The following is a 17,266-nucleotide window of genomic DNA, read 5'->3' on the forward strand; positions in this document are numbered from 1 at the left end:
CTCGGACCACGGGTCAGTGATTGAGTCGACTCGGCGTCGTTCCCACCTTGTTCACCTGTCCGTCGGTCGAGGGACAAGCTGGGTACAATCCTACGTGCTGCTGACGCTGTGTAGACACGGCGCCTGCCTCCAGTGGCGTCCTCCTGGCCACAGCCACCCCGGGCACCGCAGCCAGACCTCCTCGGCGGACGCCGGGGACCACACCGAAAGGGTTCCGTCGGGAATGGATATACCTCCGCTCGCTGAAGTGCGCCGTCGTACGGAAAAACAGCGGGACGCGTGGTGGACCGTCCTTCTCGTCGATCCGGTCGCCACCCCACTGGTGCGTTGGACCGCCAAATGGACGCGCATATCACCGAACCAGATCACCTGGGGATCCTTGATCCTCGGACTCATCGCAGCGGCGTGCTTCGTGCAGGGCGAATGGCGGTGGCTCGCGGTCGGCGCGCTCATTTATCACTGCAGCTTCATTCTCGACTGCATGGACGGCAAACTCGCCCGCCTCACCGGGCGGGGGTCGGAGTTCGGTGCATGGCTCGACTACATCTTCGACCGCATCAGGGTCCTGGTGTGCGCCATAGCCCTGATGGGCGGACAGTTCCGCAGCACGGGGGAGACCGCCTACATCTGGCTGGCCCTGACGGTCGTCTTCCTCGACATGCTCCGGTATCTGGACGCACTCGAGATCCGCAAGGTGCGCCAGGGGATGCGGAGGAAGCTCCTGCTCCGGGCTGACGAGGCAGCGCTCGCCCGAGAGGAAGAGCCCTCGAACAGCTCCACCGAACAACGCCGCACGGAACCGGAGGTCGACGCCGCGGCGCCGGCGTCCGAGACCGCCGTACCCCGGATCTCCACTCCTCGGTTGTTCTTCACCCGATTCCCCGGGTACGTACGGTTCCGGGACTTCTTGGTCAACCACCGGATTCGCACCCATTTGATCAGCGGTATCGAGTTCCAGATGGCCGTCTTCATCATCGGCCCGCTGACCGGGGCCATCGTGGGCGTCACCATCGGTGCGGGGGTTCTGCTGCTGCTGTTCGAACTCGCTCTCGTGTACCGACTGCTCCTCGCCACCCGGGAGTTCGAACGCGTGATGGCCTCCTACGGCCCCGAGGACATCACCACGGCGCAGCCGGCCGACAGCGCTTCCGTCGCTCGGTGACCAACCCCTCGCCCCACGCCGGGCCCCTCCTGTTTCGGAGCGGAAAGGTCTGACGGCTCACCGGCCGAGGTGAACACGAACCGGAATCCGGCCGTTCGACACCGGGACATGCGACTCCCCCGCCGAACGGCCGGATCCCTGTGCTCCCCACGTGCGGTGCGGCCGGCCCTCGTCCACACCACCGCTTCCGCGAACGCCGGGACGACGGCCCCACCCGTCGCACGAGGGGTTCAGGACACCGGGCGGGCGTCGGTCCAGACGGACTCGAACTCCTCTCGGTAGGTCGGGAACAGGCCGTCGTCCAGGGAGCCCGGGGGCCGGTCCTGCAGGAGGGTGCGGCCGCCGCCGCGCAGGACGAGGACGGGGGACTCCATGCCCCGGGCCCGGCGCAGGTAGGGCTGGACGACGGCCAGGCCGTCGGGGCCGTCCCCGTCGACCAGGTAGGCGGTGAAGCGCGGCGTCTCGTCGGAGACGTGGATCCGGAACGCGTTCGCGTCCCGCACCTTGGCACGCACCCGGCGCATGTGCAGGATGTTCGTCTCAACGGCCCGGCTGAGCTCCCCGCGCTTGAGGCCGAGCTCCCGCTCCCGGCGGCGGACGGCGCTGCTGGCCGGGTTGAGGAAGAGCAGCCGGATGCGGCAGCCGGTGTCGGCCAGCCGGGCCAGTCGGCGCCCCGAGTAGTTCTGCACCAGCAGGTTCAGCCCGATGCCGACGGCGTCGATGCGGCGGGCCCCGCCGAAGAGGTCCTCGGCCGGGAGGCTGCGCTGGAGCCGGACGCGGTCGGCGTGCACCCCGACGACGTCGGCGAAGCGGTCACCCACCAGGTCCTCCACGGCGTCCACCGGCAGGCGTCCCCCGTACGGCCCACCGCCGATGCCCAGCATCGCCAGCAGCCGCTGCGAGGTGCGCTCGGCCTGGGCCAGCACGGCCGGGGACAGCGCCCGGTTGCGGGACACGGCGCTGCGCGCGACCTCCAGCTCGTCCAGGGCCAGCTCCAGCCCGCGCCGTTCCTCGAAGTAGGGCTCGTAGCAGGGCCAGTGCTGGACCATCAGCTCCCGCAGCTGGGGAAGGGTGAGGAAGGAGAGCAGGTTGTCGTCGGCCGGGTCGAGCACGTAGCCCTTGCGCCGGCTCACCTCGCGGACGGCCACCGCCCGCTGGACCCACTCCTGCCCGGCCGGCCCGGCGGCCGCGACGACCCACTCCTCCCCGTGCACCGGCTCGTAGACGGGGCGCAGGACGGCGCCGACGACGGCGCGCAGCCGCTGCTCGACGAGGTTCAGCCAGACGTACGCGCGACCGGCCCGCTGGGCCCGGGTGTGCACCTCGGCCCAGGTGTCCGCGTCCCAGGCCAGGCCGCGTCCGATCTCGACCGGCTGCGCCAGCGAGACGGTCCCGGATCGCGCGTCGGGGGGGTCGGCGGCGCCGTCGCCCGAACCGTCGCCGCCCGGTGGGAGTTCAAGCCCTCCCGAACTCACCTGTGCACCGCCTTCCAGCCCCCGTTGGTTCGATCAGGGGAGCCTACTGCGGCGTCCGGGACGCGGCAGCACTGTCCCCCTCAACTTCCTTTGCCTCTTGACCCTGCCAGGGGAAGATAGTCGCTCGCGTAACAGCTCGTGCACGCGGTGTTCGCCACGTGCCGGGCCGGGCAGCATCAACAGTCGGTACGGAGGGTGCGGCGGACCACCGCACCGGCCGACGACGGACGACGCAGACGGACAAGGGAAAAGAGGGCCCATGCAGATCTGGCCGGGGCAGGCGTATCCGCTGGGCGCCACGTACGACGGCGCGGGGACCAACTTCGCCGTCTTCTCGGAGGCGGCCGACCGCGTCGAGCTGTGCCTGCTGCACGACGACGGCTCGGAGACGGCCGTCGAGCTGCGCGAGTCGGACGCCTTCGTGCGGCACGCGTACCTGCCGGGCGTCATGCCGGGCCAGCGGTACGGCTTCCGGGTGCACGGACCCTACGAGCCGCAGCGCGGGCAGCGCTGCAACAGCGCGAAGCTCCTGCTGGACCCGTACGCCAAGGCCATGAGCGGCAGCATCGACTGGGACGAGGCGGTGTACGGCTACCACTTCGGCCAGCCCGAGCGGCGCAACGACCTGGACTCGGCGCCGCACACGATGGCGTCCGTCGTGGTGAACCCGTACTTCGACTGGGGTGACGACCGGCTGCCGCGCACGGAGTACCACCGCACGGTGATCTACGAGGCGCACGTCAAGGGCCTCACCATGCTCCACCCCGACCTCCCCGAGGAGCTCCGCGGCACGTACGCGGCGCTGGGCCATCCGGCGATCATCGAGCACCTCACGCGGCTGGGCGTCACGGCGCTGGAGCTGATGCCGGTGCACCAGTTCGTGACCGACCACCGGCTCGCAGACGCGGGGCTCGCGAACTACTGGGGCTACAACACCATCGGCTTCTTCGCGCCCCACAACACCTACGCCTCCTGGGGCGACCGGGGCCAGCAGGTGCTGGAGTTCAAGCAGATGGTGCGGGCTCTGCACACGGCCGGGATCGAGGTCATCCTCGACGTCGTCTACAACCACACCGCCGAGGGGAACCACCTGGGCCCGACGCTGTCCTTCCGGGGCCTGGACAACGCCTCGTACTACCGGCTCGCGGACGACCCGCGCTACTACATGGACACCACCGGGACCGGCAACTCCCTGCTGATGCGCAGCCCGCACGTGCTCCAGCTCATCATGGACTCGCTGCGGTACTGGGTCACCGAGATGCACGTCGACGGGTTCCGCTTCGACCTCGCGGCCACCCTGGCCCGGCAGTTCCACGAGGTGGACCGGCTGTCGTCCTTCTTCGACCTGGTGCAGCAGGACCCGGTGGTGAGCCAGGTCAAGCTCATCGCCGAGCCCTGGGACGTCGGCGAGGGCGGCTACCAGGTCGGCAACTTCCCGCCGCTGTGGACCGAGTGGAACGGCATGTACCGGGACACCGTGCGGGACCTGTGGCGCGGTGAGCCGCGCACGCTCGCGGAGTTCGGCTCCCGGCTGACCGGCTCCTCGGACCTCTACCAGGACGACGGGCGGCGCCCGCTGGCGTCGATCAACTTCGTCACCTGCCACGACGGGTTCACCCTGCACGACCTGGTGTCCTACAACGAGAAGCACAACGACGCCAACGGCGAGAACAACCGGGACGGCGAGAGCCACAACCGGTCGTGGAACTGCGGTGCGGAGGGCGACACGCGGGAGCCCGGCGTGCTGGCGCTGCGCCGTCGGCAGATGCGCAACTTCGCCGCGACGCTCATGCTGTCGCAGGGCGTGCCCATGCTCAGTCACGGTGACGAGTTCGCGCGCACCCAGCGCGGGAACAACAACGCGTACTGCCAGGACAGCGAACTGGCCTGGGTGCACTGGCCCGCGCCCGGCGAGGAGCACCCGATGTGCGAGTTCGTCCGGGCGATGGTGTGGCTGCGGCGGGACCACCCCGTCTTCCGGCGCCGGCGCTTCTTCCACGGCCGTCCGGTCGAGGGCACGCACGACGAGCTCTCCGACATCGCCTGGTTCACCCCCGAGGGCGAGGAGATGACGCTGCAGGACTGGCAGGAGGCGCACGCGCGGGCGCTGACCGTCTTCCTCAACGGCCACGCCATCTCCGAGCCCGGGCCGCGCGGCGAGCCGATCCACGACGACTCGTTCATCCTCATGTTCAACGCGCACGACGAGAAGCTGGACTTCACCGTGCCGGCCGACCACGGCAAGGAATGGCGCACGATCGTGGACACGGCGCGGGAGGAGGGCCACCCGCCGTGGGTGGGGCCGAACGTCCCGGGCGGCGACGTGGTCACGGTCAGCGACCGGAGCCTCGTGGTGCTGCAGCGGCCGGCCTGAGCCGGTGTGCGGCACGCTCGGGGCCGGACGTCCCGTCGTCAGACCTTCAGGACCGCCGCCGCGTGCGCGGGCAGCCGCGTCCCCACGCAGCGGTGGGTCGTCGCCAGCCGTTCCCCCTCGGCGAGTTCGGGGACCTCGGCCGGGGCGTCGCCGAGGTTGACGGCGACGAGCAGGGTGCTGTGCCGCACCGTCAGCCAGCGCGCCCCCTCGGCCGTCGTCCCCGTCCGCACCGTCACGTCCCCCAGCCGCAGTGCCGGGTCGAGATGCTCGCGGCGGACGGCGATCAGCCGGCGGTGCCACTCCAGCAGCCAGGTGTGGTCCGGGCGCCGGGACTCCTCCCAGTCCAGGCAGGAGCGTTCCCGGGTGGCCGGGTCCTGCGGGTCGGGGACGTCCTCCTCGGCCCAGCCGTGTGCGGCGAACTCGCGACGCCGCCCGGTGCGGACCGCTGCGGCCAGCTCCGGGTCCGGATGATCCGTGAAGTACTGCCACGGGGTGCGGGCGCCCCACTCCTCCCCCATGAAGAGCATGGGGGTGAAGGGGCCGCACAGGACGAGCGCGGCGGCGCAGGCGGCGCGCTCGGGGCTGAGCCCGGCGGCGAGCCGGTCGCCGAGTGCCCGGTTGCCGATCTGGTCGTGGGTCTGGGCGTAGCCGACGAGCCGGTGGGCGGGTGTGGCCGCGTCCAGGGGACGGCCGTGTCCTCGGCCCCGGAAGCCGGAGTAGGTGCCGTCGTGGAAGAAGCCACCGGTCAGAGTCTTCGCCAGGGCGGCCAGGGGGTCGCTGGCGAAGTCGGCGTAGTAGCCCTGCGCCTCGCCGGTGAGGGCGGTGTGGAGGGCGTGGTGGAAGTCGTCGTTCCACTGGGCGTGCAGCCCGAGCCCGCCGCGCTCAAGCGGGGCGGTGGTGGCCGGGTCGTTCCGGTCGGACTCGGCGATGAGGAACAGCGGGCGTCCGAGCTCGGCGGCGAGGGTGTCCACGGCGGCCGAGAGCTGGGCCAGGAAGTGCTCGGCGCGGGTGTCGGCGAGGGCGTGGACGGCGTCGAGCCGCAGACCGTCCAGGTCGTGCTCGCGCAGGAAGGCGAGCGCGCTGCCGATGAAGTAGTCCCGGACCTCGTCGGAACCGGGCGCGTCGAGGTTGACGGCCGCGCCCCACGGGGTGTGGTGACGGTCGGTGAAGTACGGGCCGAAGGCGGGCAGGTGGTTGCCGGACGGGCCGAGGTGGTTGTGGACGACGTCGAGCACGACGCCCAGCCCGTGGGCGTGGGCGGCGGCCACGAACCGGCGCAGTCCGGCGGGCCCGCCGTACGGCTCGTGCACGGCCCAGGGCGCCACGCCGTCGTAGCCCCAGCCGTGCCGGCCGGGGAACGGACTGAGCGGCATGAGCTGGACGTGCGTCACCCCCAGGTCGGCCAGGTGGGCCAGGTGCCCGGCGGCGGCGTCGAACGTCCCCGCGCGGGTGAACGTGCCGAGGTGCAGCTCGTACAGCACCGCACCCGCCAGGCCCCGGCCCGGCCAGGGGGCGCGCGGGCCGCCCTCGTCGCCGCTGACGACGGCGCTCAGGCCCTCCGGGCCGTCGGGCTGGCGGCGGGAGCGGGGGTCGGGACGGACCGGGCCGTCGTCGAGGACGAAGCCGTAGCGGGTGCCCGGACCCGCCGGGGCCGAGGCCCGCCACCAGCCGGGCCGGGCGGGGTCCGGCTCCATCGACCGGTCGGCCCCGCCGTGCTCCTCCGCCCCGGAGTCGGCGGGATCGGCGGGACCGGCGGGATCGGGGACGGTTGCCCCGGTGCGGAGCCGGACCCGTGCGGCGTCAGGTGCCCATACCTCGAACAGCATGGACACCATCGTCGGGGCACGGCGGCTCCCGCGCCACGGGACACCCCGTCACCGTTCGTCCACGGTCCCCGGCCGCGCCTGGACAGCCGCCGGGCGCCCGTCGGACAATCAACCGCTATGACGACGTACGAGTTCGCCGCGCAGCCACCGCGCCTGACCGACGCGGAGCGGGACCACGCGCTCGGCGTCCTGCGGGAGAGCGCGGCCGACGGACGCGTCTCCCACCGCACGTTCGAACGCCGGATGGAGCTGGTGCTGCACGCCCGGCACCCGGGCGAACTCCACGCCGTCCTGCACGACCTGGGGGCACGTCAGCGGCGGCCGGGGGCGCTGGAGCGGGCGCTGGGCGCCGTGTCGGGCTTCCCGGGGCGGGTGCGCCGCGCCTGGCTCGACGAACGGCTGCCCGAACTCCTACTGCCCGGCCCCGGCCCCTACCCGCTGTCGATCGGCCGGGCGCCCGGCTCGGTGCTGCGCCTCGGCGACCACACCGTCTCCCGGACGCACGCGCAGCTGCGGCACACCGGTGCCGGGTGGACGCTGCGGGACCTCGGTTCCTTCAACGGCACCTGGGTCAACGGCCGCCGCGTCACCGGTGCGGTGGCCGTGCACCCGGGCGACCGGGTCCGTTTCGGCCAGGTCGGCTTCCGGCTGACCGCGCCCTGAGCCGTCCTGAGCAGTCCTGAGCCGCCCGGGCCGGGCACGACCCCGTCGTCACTGCCGGAGCAGCAGCGCCACGGGGAGGTCGGCCAGCAGCGCACCGAGCTCCGCGCGGCCGTCGACGGGCCGGGCGTCGGGTGCGAGCAGGTTCCGCCACCGCCCCGGCGGCAGCGGCAGGGCGGTGCCGCGCCAGCCGCCCGCGTCGGCGAGACGGCGGGTCAGCCGGGAGACGACGGTGACGACGGCGGGGCTCTCCCCACCCGGCCCCCGGCCGAACGCCAGGCAGTGCTCCGCGGCCGGGCCCTCGGCGGCGAGCGGGGTGTAGCCCGCCTCGGCGCCGAACCACCGCGGGTGCTCCCGGCGCAGCCGCAGCGCGGCCCGGGTGAGCCGCTCCTTCTCCTCCGCCGGTGCCTCCCCCGGTGCCTCCCCCGGTGTCCGCTCGGGTGCGTCGAAGGCGACCGGGCGGCGGTTGTCCGGGTCGACGAGGGTCCGGTAGACGCGTTCCGTGCCCTGGTAGAGGTCCGGGACGCCGGGCATGGTGAGGTGCGCCAGCGCCATGCCGAGGACGTTGGCCCGCACCTGCGGCCGGGCCGCCTCCGCGTACGCGGCCAGCGGCGCGCGGCCGGCTCCGCAGGGGCCCGCGTCGAGGTACCGCTCGACCCGCTCCTCGTAGGCGGCGTCCGGTTCGGTCCAGGTGGTGTGCAGCCCCGCCTCCCGGACGGCCTTGAGCAGCGCCCCGGCCAGCCGCGCCCGGTCCGGGACGCCGAGCCCGTGCGCCGTCTGCCAGACGAGCCAGGCCGTGTGCGGGTCCAGGCCGACGCCGCCGCTGCGGGCGGTGGCCTCCATGACCCGCCGCAGCAGGGCGCCCCACCCGGCCGGGTCCTCGCTGAGGGCGGCGAGGACCGCGCGCACGTCGGCGCTGCGTTTGGTGTCGTGCGTGGACAAGACCGTGCCGGTGGCCGGCCAGTCCCGCTGCAGCCGGGCGCAGTAGGCGTGGAAGTCGTCCGGGGGCAGGGCCGGTCGGCCGGGATCGCCGCCCACCTCGGCGGCGGAGAGCAGCGGAAGGTAGCGGTAGAACGCCGTGTCCTCCACGGACTTCGCCCGCAGCGCGCCGGAGACCTGCGCGAACCGGGCGAACAGCTCCCGGTCGCCGAGCACGAGCCGGCTGACGAGGTCGACGGTGTCGGCCTCCTCCGGGACGGGGAAGGCCGCCCGCGCGTCGGCGACGAGGTCGGTCAGGAACGCGCCGGTCAGGTCGGGGTCGTCGTCCGGCGGCCGGTAGAGCCGGTAGACGGGCAACCGGACGAGGAGTTCACGCAGCGCCCGGGTGAGCGCCCAGTCGGCGTGGTCGCCACGGCGCTGTCCGTCCGCCCGGGCCAGGGCCCGGTGGGTGGCCCGCACGAGCCGCCGCACCTCGGCGTCCAGCTCGTGGCCGATCACCTCCCGGGCGGCCCGGTGCACGGTGGCCGCCCAGTCGCCGCCCGCGTCGTCGGCCACCCGGGTGACCTCCCGGTACAGGTCGGTCAGCCGGGCGGCGCCCTCGGGGTCCACGAAGACGGCGTCGAGGCGGCGCAGGGCGTCGTAGCCGGTCGTCCCCGCGACCGGCCAGCCCCGCGGAAGGTGTTCGTCGGGCCCGAGGATCTTCTCCACGACGGTCCAGGCCCCGCCCGTGCGCCGGTGCAGCCGCCGCAGGTACCCGCCGGGGTCGGCCAGCCCGTCGGGGTGGTCGACGCGCAGCCCGTCGACGACGCCCTCCTCCAGCAGGGCCAGGATCCGCTCGTGGGTCGCCTCGAAGACCTCCGGGTCCTCCACCCGGACGCCGATGAGCTCCGAGACGGAGAAGAAGCGCCGGTAGTTGAGGTCGGTGCGGGCCAGTCGCCACCAGCCGAGCCGGTAGTGCTGGGCGTCGAGCAGCTCCGGCAGCGGCAGCGTCTCGGTGCCGGGGCGCACGGGGAAGCGGTGCTCGGCGTACGTCAGCACGCCGTCCGCCACCCGCAGGGCGCCCAGCTCCTCGTTCAGCCGACCGCCCAGCACGGGCAGGAGCACCCGGCCGTCGCCGGCCTCCCAGTCGATGTCGAACCAGTGCGCGTACGGGGACGCCGGTCCGTCCGCCAGCACGGACCACAGCGGCCCGTTGAGGCTGACGGGCGCCGGGACGGACATGTGGTTGGGCACGATGTCCACGACCAGGCCGAGCCCGTGCTCCCGCGCGGTCCGGGACAGGGCCCGCAGCCCGGCCTCCCCGCCCAGCTCCGCCCGCACGCGCGTGTGGTCGGTGACGTCGTAGCCGTGGGTGGAGCCCGGCACCGACTCCAGCACCGGCGAGAGGTGCAGGTGGGAGACGCCGAGGGCGGCGATCGCCGGAACGTCGCGCGCGGCGGCGGCGAAGGGGTGGTCCGGCTGGAGCTGCACGCGGTACGTCGCGGTGGGCACGGCGGCGACGGAACGCGCTGGATGCTCGGTCACGCCTCGAATTCTTTGCCGGGGCGCACGGGCCGTCAAGACGACGGGTACCGGCCGGGGCAGCCGCCCCGGCGCGACCTCACGGGACGGCGCCGGGGCCGGCCCGGCGCCGCGTCCCTCAGCTCCCCTTCGGCTCCAGCCGCAGGGAGACGGAGTTGATGCAGTACCGCTGGTCCGTCGGAGTGGGATAGCCCTCGCCGGAGAAGACGTGCCCGAGGTGGGAGCCGCAGCGGGCGCAGCGGACCTCGGTGCGCGACATGCCGAACGAGTGGTCCTCGACCAGTTCCACGGCGGCGGTGTCCGCCGGGTCGTAGAAGGACGGCCAGCCGCAGTGCGAGGCGAACTTGGTGTCGGAGCGGAACAGCTCGGCGCCGCAGGCCCGGCAGGCGTAGACGCCCTCGGTGTCGGTGTCGGTGTACTCGCCCCGGAAGGCCGGCTCGGTCCCGGCCTGCCGCAGCACGCGGTACTCCTCGTCGGTCAGCTCGGCGCGCCACTGCTCGTCCGGCTTCTCGATCTCGTACGCCATCAGTGCTCCCCTCCGTTCTCCAGGCGGGTCAGGATCAGCGGCGCCAGTTCCGTCACGTCCCCGGCGCCCATGGTCAGGACGAGGTCCCCCGGCTTGGCCATGGCCGCGACGGCCTCGGGCACCGCGTCCCGCCCGGGCGCGGCCGTGACGTCCGCGGCGCGCGCGCGGGCGGCGTCCGTGATGAGCGCGCTGGTCACGCCGGGGATCGGGTCCTCCCGCGCGGGGTAGACGTCCAGCACGATCGAGGCGTCGGCGAGGGCCAGCGCGGCGCCCATCTCCGCGCCCAGCTCCTTGGTGCGGCTGAACAGGTGCGGCTGGAAGACGACCAGGACCCGGCCCTCGGGCGCGGCGGCCCGCATCGCCTCCAGGTCGGCGACCATCTCGCTGGGGTGGTGCGCGTAGGAGTCGATGACCTGCACGCCCCCGGCCTCCCCGATGCGCTGGAGGCGGCGGCCCACGCCGGTGTAGGCGGCCAGGGCGTCGGCCAGCGCGGCGGCGGGCACCCCCGCCGCGACGCCCGCGGCGAGTGCGGCCACGGCGTTGTGCGCGTAGTGCCGCCCCGGCACGGAGACGGTGAAGGTGAGCCGTTCGCCGCCGAGGAGCACGGTGACCTCGCTGGTCAGGCCGCGCGCGGTGACGTCCAGGACGCGCACGTCGGCGTCCGGCGACTCGCCGTAGGTGGCGACGGTGACGTCCGCGAGGCCCCGCACCCGGGCGGTCAGCTCGCGCGCTCCGGGGTGGTCGGCGGAGATCACCAGGGTGCCGCCGGGGCGGATCCGCCCGGCGAACGTCTCGAAGGAGACGTGGATCTCCTCCATGGAGCCGTAGTTGGCGTGGTGGTCGAGCTCGACGTTGAGGATGATCGCGACGTCGGGGCGGTAGGCGTGGAAGCTGCGGTCGCTCTCGTCGGCCTCGGCGACGAAGATGCCGCCCGTGCCGTGGTGGGCGTTGCTGCACGGGCCCGCCAGGTCCCCGCCGATGGCGTAGGACGGGTCGAGCCCCAGGGCGCCGAGGCTGACGGCGAGCATGGACGTCGTCGTGGTCTTGCCGTGCGTCCCGGCGACCGCGATCGTGCGGTGGTCCGTCATGAGCCCGGCCAGGGCGTCCGACCGGTGCACGACGGGGACGCCGTGGGTGGCCGCGGCGGCCAGCTCGGGGTTGTCCGCGCGGATGGCCGAGGAGACGACGACGGACGTGGCGTCGGCGGCGAGGTGCTCGGCCGCGTGGCCGACGTGCACGGTGACGCCCAGGTCGCGCAGGGCGGCGACCGTGGCCGACTCCTTGGCGTCGCTGCCCGCCACCCGCGCCCCGCGCAGGGCGAGGATCTTGGCGATGCCCGACATGCCGGCTCCGCCGATGCCGATGAAGTGCGGTCTGTCCATGCCGGACGGGACAGCCGGTGCCATGTGCGGGTCTCCCTCGGTTGCGTCGTGCCGGCGCCCCGGGACCCCGGCGCCGTGCCCCGATTCTCGCACCCCGCCGGGGCGGCCCCGGTCAGGCGGGCCTGATGAGCCCGGCCGCCAGCCCCGCCGCGACGGCGGCCGTACGGCTGTCGACGTCCAGCTTGTCGTAGATGTGCACCAGGTGCGTCTTGACGGTCGCCTCGCTGATGAACAGCCGCCGGGAGATCTGCCGGTTGGCCAGCCCCTCGGCGAGGAGCTGGAGGATCTCGCTCTCGCGGGGCGAGAGCGTGGGGCGCCCCGCACGCACCCGGCCCAGCAGCCGGGCGGCGACGGTCGGCGCGAGGACCGTCTCGCCCCGGGCCGCCGCCCGGACGGCGGCGGCCAGCTCCTCGGGCGGGGCGTCCTTCAGGAGGTACCCCGTGGCCCCGGCCTCGACGGCGGCGAGGATGTCGGCGTCCGTGCTGTAGGTGGTGAGGATGAGCACGGCGGGCGGCGCGGGACGTGCGGCGATGGCCCGGGTGGCGTCCACCCCGTGCATGCCGCCGCCCATCTGGAGGTCCATCAGGACGACGTCGGGCCGCGCCCGGCCCGTGGGGGCGTCGTCGGCGGCGGGGTCGGCGGCGGCTACGGCGTCGGCGCCGTCCGCCGCGTCGAGGAAGGCCAGTGCGGCGGCGCCGTCCCCCGCCTCCCCGACGACCGCCACGCCGGGCAGCTCCTCGATGATGGCCCGCAGTCCGCGTCGCACCACGGGGTGGTCGTCCACGAGCAGCACGCGCACCGGCCCGGCGTTCACGGCACCGCCACGGGGGCGCGCAGCGGCAGGGTCGCGGCCACGGCGGTGCCCTCGCCGGGAGCGGACTCCACGGACAGCGTTCCGCCCAGCTCCGCGATGCGCTCCCGCATGCCGTGGAGCCCGAAGCCGCCCGCCGGGGCGCCGGGGACGAACCCCGCGCCGTCGTCGAAGACGTCCAGCGTCACCTCGCTCGCGTGGAAGACGAGGGTGACGGCGGCGCGCGGGGCGTGGGCGTGCCGGGCGACGTTGGCCAGCGCCTCCTGGGTCAGCCGCAGGAGTGCCACCTCGGCCTCCACCGGCAGCGGGCAGGGCTCGCCCTCCACCCGGAAGGTGACCTCGGTGCGGGTACCGGAGCCGAGCGGCGCGGCGGTCAGGCGGCGCAGTGCCTCGGGCAGGGGCGCGTCGGTGAGGGCCGGCGGGGTGAGGGCGTGCACGAAGCGCCGGGCCTCGGCGAGGTTGTCGGCCGCGGTGCGTTCCGCTTCGCGGATGTGCTCCCGGGCGGTGGCGGAGGTGGGGCCGTCGGGGAGCGCGCTGTGCGCGGCGCGGCTGAGGAGGACGATGCTGGACAGCCCCTGGGCGAGGGTGTCGTGGATCTCCCGGGCGAGGCGCTGGCGCTCGGCCAGGCGCCCGGCCTCGCGCTGGCTGGCCGCCAGCTCGCCCCGGGTGCGGACGAGGTCGTCGATGAGCCGCTGCCGCTCCCGGCTCTCGCGGTGCAGCGCGGCGTAGCCGTAGGCGGTGAGCACGGCGACGGCGGCCCCGGCCAGCGGCCCGACGACCTTCGCCGCCGTCAGCCCGCCGGTGCCGGCCGCCTGTGCGGCGATCACCGCGCCCGTGGTGAAAGCGACGGCGGGCAGCGCCCAGCGGGTGGGGAGCAGGTGCAGCTGGAGGAAGAAGAGCGGGAACGCGAGGTAGCTGACGTCCGCCTCGACGGCCAGCAGGCAGAGCCACAGCGCGGTGACGGCGCCGAGCCAGTACCGCGCACGCCGCCGGGACGGGGACCGGCGGACGTCCAGCACCCCGGCGGCGTACACCGCGCCCAGCAGCGCGCCGGGCGGCAGGAGCCAGGCGGGTGAGGCGGCGAGCGCGACGACGAGGAGCACCGCGAAGGTGCCGTGCAGCGCGGCGCTCAGCAGCCGCTCCACGGACGGGGCGGTGGCGGCGGGAGGGGGCGGGGCGGAGCTCACTCCGCCGAGGGTACGGGTGGCGGCGGGGGCGACGGCCGCAGCCGCCATCAACCGTTCGGTGGATTCCGGGGTGCACCGCACGGGGGACGACGGGCCCCTCCGCGTCGGCGATGCGCACGGGGGCGGCGCCCGCGAGGCTGGAGCGGCCGCCGTCCGGCAGGGCGTGCGGCCCCGCAGGTCACCGTCCCTCCCCGATCCACCAGGAGTCCCGCTGTGTTCGTCGCCCTCCGTGACCTCCGCTTCGCCCGTGGGCGGTTCGCCCTGATGGGCGTCGTGGTCACGCTGCTCGCCACGTTGGTGGTGTTCCTGCACGGCCTCACCGAGGGGCTGGCCCGGGACTCCTCCTCGGCCGTCGCCGGGCTGCCGGCCGACCGGATCGCCTTCGGGGCGCCGACCGGCGCCGAGCCGGAGGTGTCGTTCTCCGACAGCACGGTCTCCGCCGAGCAGGCGCGGGGCTGGGCTGCGGCGGACGGGGTACGCGCGGCCGAGCCGCTGGGCGTCGCGATGACCCGGCTGACGGGCCGGGACAGCGCGGGCTCGGTGAGCCTCTTCGGCGGCCCGCCGGCCCTGCTCCCCCGCCTGACCGAGGGGGCGGCGCCGGGCCGGGGCGAGGCGGCGGTCAGTGCGGCGGTCGCCGAGGAGTACGGGCTGGCCGTGGGCGGGCCGGTGCGGCTCGGCACGCGGGAGCTGACGGTCTCCGGGGTCACCGAGGACCGCGCCCACGCCCACGCCCCCACCGTCTGGACGGACCTGCCGACCTGGCACGCGGTGAGCGGCCACGAACGGCCGACGGTGCTCGCCCTGACCCTGTCCGCCGACGCCGACACCCCGGCGGTCGACGCCCGGCTCGCGACGGCCGCCGTGCCGACCGGCGACGCAGTGGAGGGGATCGCGAGCCACGCCGCCGAGCAGGGCAGCCTCCGGCTCGTCCAGGGCTGCCTGTTCGTCGTGGCCGCGCTGGTGACCGGGGCGTTCTTCACCGTCTGGACGGTGCAGCGCCGACCGGAGGTCGCCGTGCTCAAGGCCGTGGGGGCGAGCAGCGGCTACCTCGTACGCGACGCCCTGGCCCAGGCCCTCGTGCTCCTGCTGGGCGGCACCCTGCTCGGCGCGGGCCTGGCGCTGGCGGGCGGGCTGGTGGCGGTGCGCGGGGTGCCCTTCGTCCTGGACGTGCGGACGGCCGCGCCGCCGGTGGCCGCCATGGTCGTGCTCGGTCTGGCCGGGGCCGCGCTCGCCGTCCGCCGCATCACCTCCGTCGACCCCCTGACCGCGCTGGGAGCCAGCCGATGACCGAGCGTCCGATCCCCCTCGCCCTGGACCGCGTGCGCCTCACCTACCCGGACGGGGACCGGCGGCTCACCGCGCTGGACGACGTCAGCCTGCGGGTCGCGGCCGGTGAGCTGGTCGCGGTGGCCGGACCGTCCGGCTCGGGGAAGTCCTCGCTGCTGGCGGTGGCCGCGACGCTGCTGCGCCCGGACGCCGGGACGGTCCGCCTCGCCGGGCAGGACGTCGGCGCGTTGCGGGCGGCGGCCCGCACCGCGTGGCGGCGCACGGCCGTGGGCATCGTCTTCCAGCAGCCGAACCTCCTGCCCTCACTGACGTCCGTGGAGCAGTTGCTGGTGATGGCCCACCTGCGGGGCGGACGCCGGGCGCTGCGGCGGGCGGGTGAGCGGCGCCGGGCGGAGGAGCTGCTGGAGACGGTCGGCCTGGACGCGTCCCGGCGGCGGCGCAGGCCGCACCAGCTCTCCGGGGGTGAACGCCAGCGGGTGAACATCGCCAGGGCGCTGTTCGGCGAGCCGGCGGTGCTGCTGGTCGACGAGCCGACCTCGGCGCTGGACCACGAGCGCGGGGCCCGGGTGGCGGAGCTGCTGCGGGAGGTGACCCGCAGGCACGGCACCGCGACCGTCCTGGTGACGCACGACCTCAGTGTGCTCGGCCGCGCGGACCGGGTGCTGGACATGGCCGACGGCCGGCTCACCGCCCGCGCGGGCGTCACTCCGCGTGCGCGAACAGCCTGAGCACCGGTACGCCGACCTGGTGGCGGGCCCGGGAGGCCCAGTCCCGGTGGAAGAACTCCTCCACCAGGTGCGGTGCCGTGAGCACGATGACCTCGTCGGCGTTGGACCGCGCGACGACGGACTTCAGGACGTCGAGCGGGTGCTTGTCGATCAGCCGTCCCTCGGCCCCGGCGCCGGTCTCGCGCAGCGACTTGAGGGAGTGTTCGAGGGCGAGCCGGGCGGGCTGCGCGACGTCGCCGTCCTCCGGTTCCTCGGCCTCGTGCACGGCCTGCTCCAGCTCGCCGAGCGCGACGTCGTCCAGGGCCCGCAGCAGGCGGTCCTGCCGCCCGCGCGGCTGCATGAGGACGACGAAGGAGACCTCCTCCTCGCCGTGGAGGGTGGTGACGAGCTCCACGTCCGTCGGCACCAGCGGCTTCTCGATCATGAGTACGGTCGTGAACACGGCGGGTGCCCTTCTTCTCCACGGCCCCGCGGGGCCCGTACAGCCAACGTTCCTGCGCTGGAGAGAGTCTGCCCGGCGAACGCAAAGCGGAACGCTCAATTCCGCTTTCGCCGTCACTGCCGACGGTAACGCGTGAACAGGAAGCCGGCCTCCTCCAGCAGGGACTCCAGGGCGAACTCCACGGGGACGGGGAAGGTGGCGCCCTTCATGATCCGCGGGGCGTCGCCCGCCGTGATCCGGGGTGCGACGGTCAGGCACAGCTCGTCCAGGACGCCCGCCGAGGCGAACTCCCCGAGCACCCAGGGGCCGCCCTCGGTCAGCAGCCTGCGGTGCCCCTCCCCGGCCAGCGCCGCCGGGACGCGGGCCGGGTCGGCGCCCACGCCCTCCCCCGCGAAGACGACCCGCGCCCCGGCGTGCCGCGCGGCCTCGACCCGTTCGGCGGGCGCCCCGGCTCCCGTCACCACCAGCGTGGGGGTCACCGGGGAGGTGAACAGCGGCGCCGTGAAGTCCAGGTCCAGGCCCGCGCTGAGCACCGCGACGGCGGGCGCGGGCGCCTGCCCCGCCGCCGCGCGGCGCTCGGCGAACGCCGCGCGGGCCTTCGCCGGGCGGTAGCCCTCCGTGCGCACCGTCTCGGCCCCCACCACGACGGCGTCCGCCAGCCCGCGCAGCACGCCGAAGACCCGCATGTCGGTGGCGTTGGACAGGGGCTGCGACCGGCCGTCGTGGTGCGCCGCGCCGTCCAGCGACGCGACCATGTTGCCCCGCAGCCAGCTCCGGCCGGCGGGCTCGGGCCCGTGCGGTGGGCACGCGTCGGCCCCCGGGTAGGCGTACGCGTCGGCGAGCTCCGCAAGGCTCCACTCGCGGTCGACGGTGACGTCCGGATGTCCGGAGGCATCGGGGGACAAAGGGAACAGGCGTCGCATGACCGCAGTGTGGCACGGGCCAC

Annotated in this window: 14 protein-coding genes; 5 read left to right on the forward strand and 9 right to left on the reverse strand. The window is 74.7% G+C overall.

All coding sequences use genetic code 11. The features are described from left to right. Nucleotides 1–223 precede the first annotated feature (223 nt). On the forward strand, nt 224–1,162 hold the full coding sequence (locus tag V6D49_RS02980) for a CDP-alcohol phosphatidyltransferase family protein (RefSeq protein ID WP_445330612.1): 939 nt from the start codon (nt 224–226) through the stop codon (nt 1,160–1,162). Between the two features lie 230 nt (nt 1,163–1,392). On the opposite strand, the gene V6D49_RS02985 is transcribed toward V6D49_RS02980, so the two are convergent. Continuing rightward, nucleotides 1,393–2,637, reverse strand: coding sequence for an SAV2148 family HEPN domain-containing protein (locus V6D49_RS02985; RefSeq protein WP_340556824.1), 1,245 nt, complete (start codon nt 2,635–2,637; stop codon nt 1,393–1,395). A gap of 259 nt (nt 2,638–2,896) precedes the next feature. Between V6D49_RS02985 and glgX the strand changes: the two genes are divergently transcribed. Next, nucleotides 2,897–5,011: a glycogen debranching protein GlgX gene (glgX, locus tag V6D49_RS02990; protein WP_340556826.1), complete on the forward strand. Its 2,115-nt coding sequence runs from the start codon at nt 2,897–2,899 to the stop codon at nt 5,009–5,011. A gap of 38 nt (nt 5,012–5,049) precedes the next feature. Here glgX and treZ read toward each other — a convergent pair whose 3' ends face one another. After that, nucleotides 5,050–6,837, reverse strand: coding sequence for a malto-oligosyltrehalose trehalohydrolase (treZ, locus tag V6D49_RS02995; protein WP_340556828.1), 1,788 nt, complete (start codon nt 6,835–6,837; stop codon nt 5,050–5,052). 117 nt (nt 6,838–6,954) lie between these two features. Between treZ and V6D49_RS03000 the strand changes: the two genes are divergently transcribed. Beyond that, entirely contained in the window at nt 6,955–7,500 is a 546-nt protein-coding gene (locus V6D49_RS03000) for a DUF1707 and FHA domain-containing protein (RefSeq protein WP_340556830.1), read from the forward strand. A 48-nt stretch (nt 7,501–7,548) separates the two neighbouring features. Here V6D49_RS03000 and treY read toward each other — a convergent pair whose 3' ends face one another. From treY to V6D49_RS03025, 5 genes are all read right to left on the reverse strand, one after another. After that, on the reverse strand, nt 7,549–9,960 hold the full coding sequence (gene treY, locus V6D49_RS03005; protein WP_340556832.1) for a malto-oligosyltrehalose synthase: 2,412 nt from the start codon (nt 9,958–9,960) through the stop codon (nt 7,549–7,551). Nucleotides 9,961–10,075: 115 nt separating this feature from the next. Further along, complete coding sequence (gene msrB / locus V6D49_RS03010) at nt 10,076–10,483, reverse strand: peptide-methionine (R)-S-oxide reductase MsrB (protein ID WP_340556834.1); 408 nt, start codon at nt 10,481–10,483, stop codon at nt 10,076–10,078. Then, on the reverse strand, nt 10,483–11,889 hold the full coding sequence (murC, locus tag V6D49_RS03015; protein WP_340556836.1) for a UDP-N-acetylmuramate--L-alanine ligase: 1,407 nt from the start codon (nt 11,887–11,889) through the stop codon (nt 10,483–10,485). The genes msrB and murC overlap by 1 nt, the downstream gene beginning before the upstream one ends. Before the next feature lie 88 nt (nt 11,890–11,977). Continuing rightward, on the reverse strand, nt 11,978–12,679 hold the full coding sequence (locus tag V6D49_RS03020) for a response regulator transcription factor (protein WP_340556838.1): 702 nt from the start codon (nt 12,677–12,679) through the stop codon (nt 11,978–11,980). Then, entirely contained in the window at nt 12,676–13,911 is a 1,236-nt protein-coding gene (locus V6D49_RS03025) for a sensor histidine kinase (protein WP_340556840.1), read from the reverse strand. Before V6D49_RS03025 ends, V6D49_RS03020 begins: the two co-directional genes overlap by 4 nt. Nucleotides 13,912–14,076: 165 nt before the next feature. Between V6D49_RS03025 and V6D49_RS03030 the strand changes: the two genes are divergently transcribed. Both V6D49_RS03030 and V6D49_RS03035 read left to right on the forward strand, forming a co-directional pair. Beyond that, a complete protein-coding gene (locus V6D49_RS03030) occupies nt 14,077–15,150 on the forward strand; it encodes an ABC transporter permease (RefSeq protein ID WP_340556842.1) in 1,074 nt (357 codons plus the stop codon). Between the two features lie 11 nt (nt 15,151–15,161). Beyond that, entirely contained in the window at nt 15,162–15,878 is a 717-nt protein-coding gene (locus V6D49_RS03035; protein WP_445330613.1) for an ABC transporter ATP-binding protein, read from the forward strand. Here the strand turns inward: V6D49_RS03035 and V6D49_RS03040 are convergent. Then, nucleotides 15,853–16,320, reverse strand: coding sequence for an indole-3-glycerol phosphate synthase (locus V6D49_RS03040; RefSeq protein WP_340556845.1), 468 nt, complete (start codon nt 16,318–16,320; stop codon nt 15,853–15,855). The two genes, V6D49_RS03035 and V6D49_RS03040, sit on opposite strands and share 26 nt — an antisense overlap. Before the next feature lie 113 nt (nt 16,321–16,433). Next, nucleotides 16,434–17,243: a pyrimidine reductase family protein gene (locus V6D49_RS03045; protein WP_340556847.1), complete on the reverse strand. Its 810-nt coding sequence runs from the start codon at nt 17,241–17,243 to the stop codon at nt 16,434–16,436. Between the last annotated feature and the right edge of the window lie 23 nt (nt 17,244–17,266).

Origin of the sequence: Streptomyces sp. GSL17-111 (genome assembly GCF_037911585.1) — a bacterium.
Taxonomy (GTDB): Bacteria; Actinomycetota; Actinomycetes; order Streptomycetales; family Streptomycetaceae; genus Streptomyces.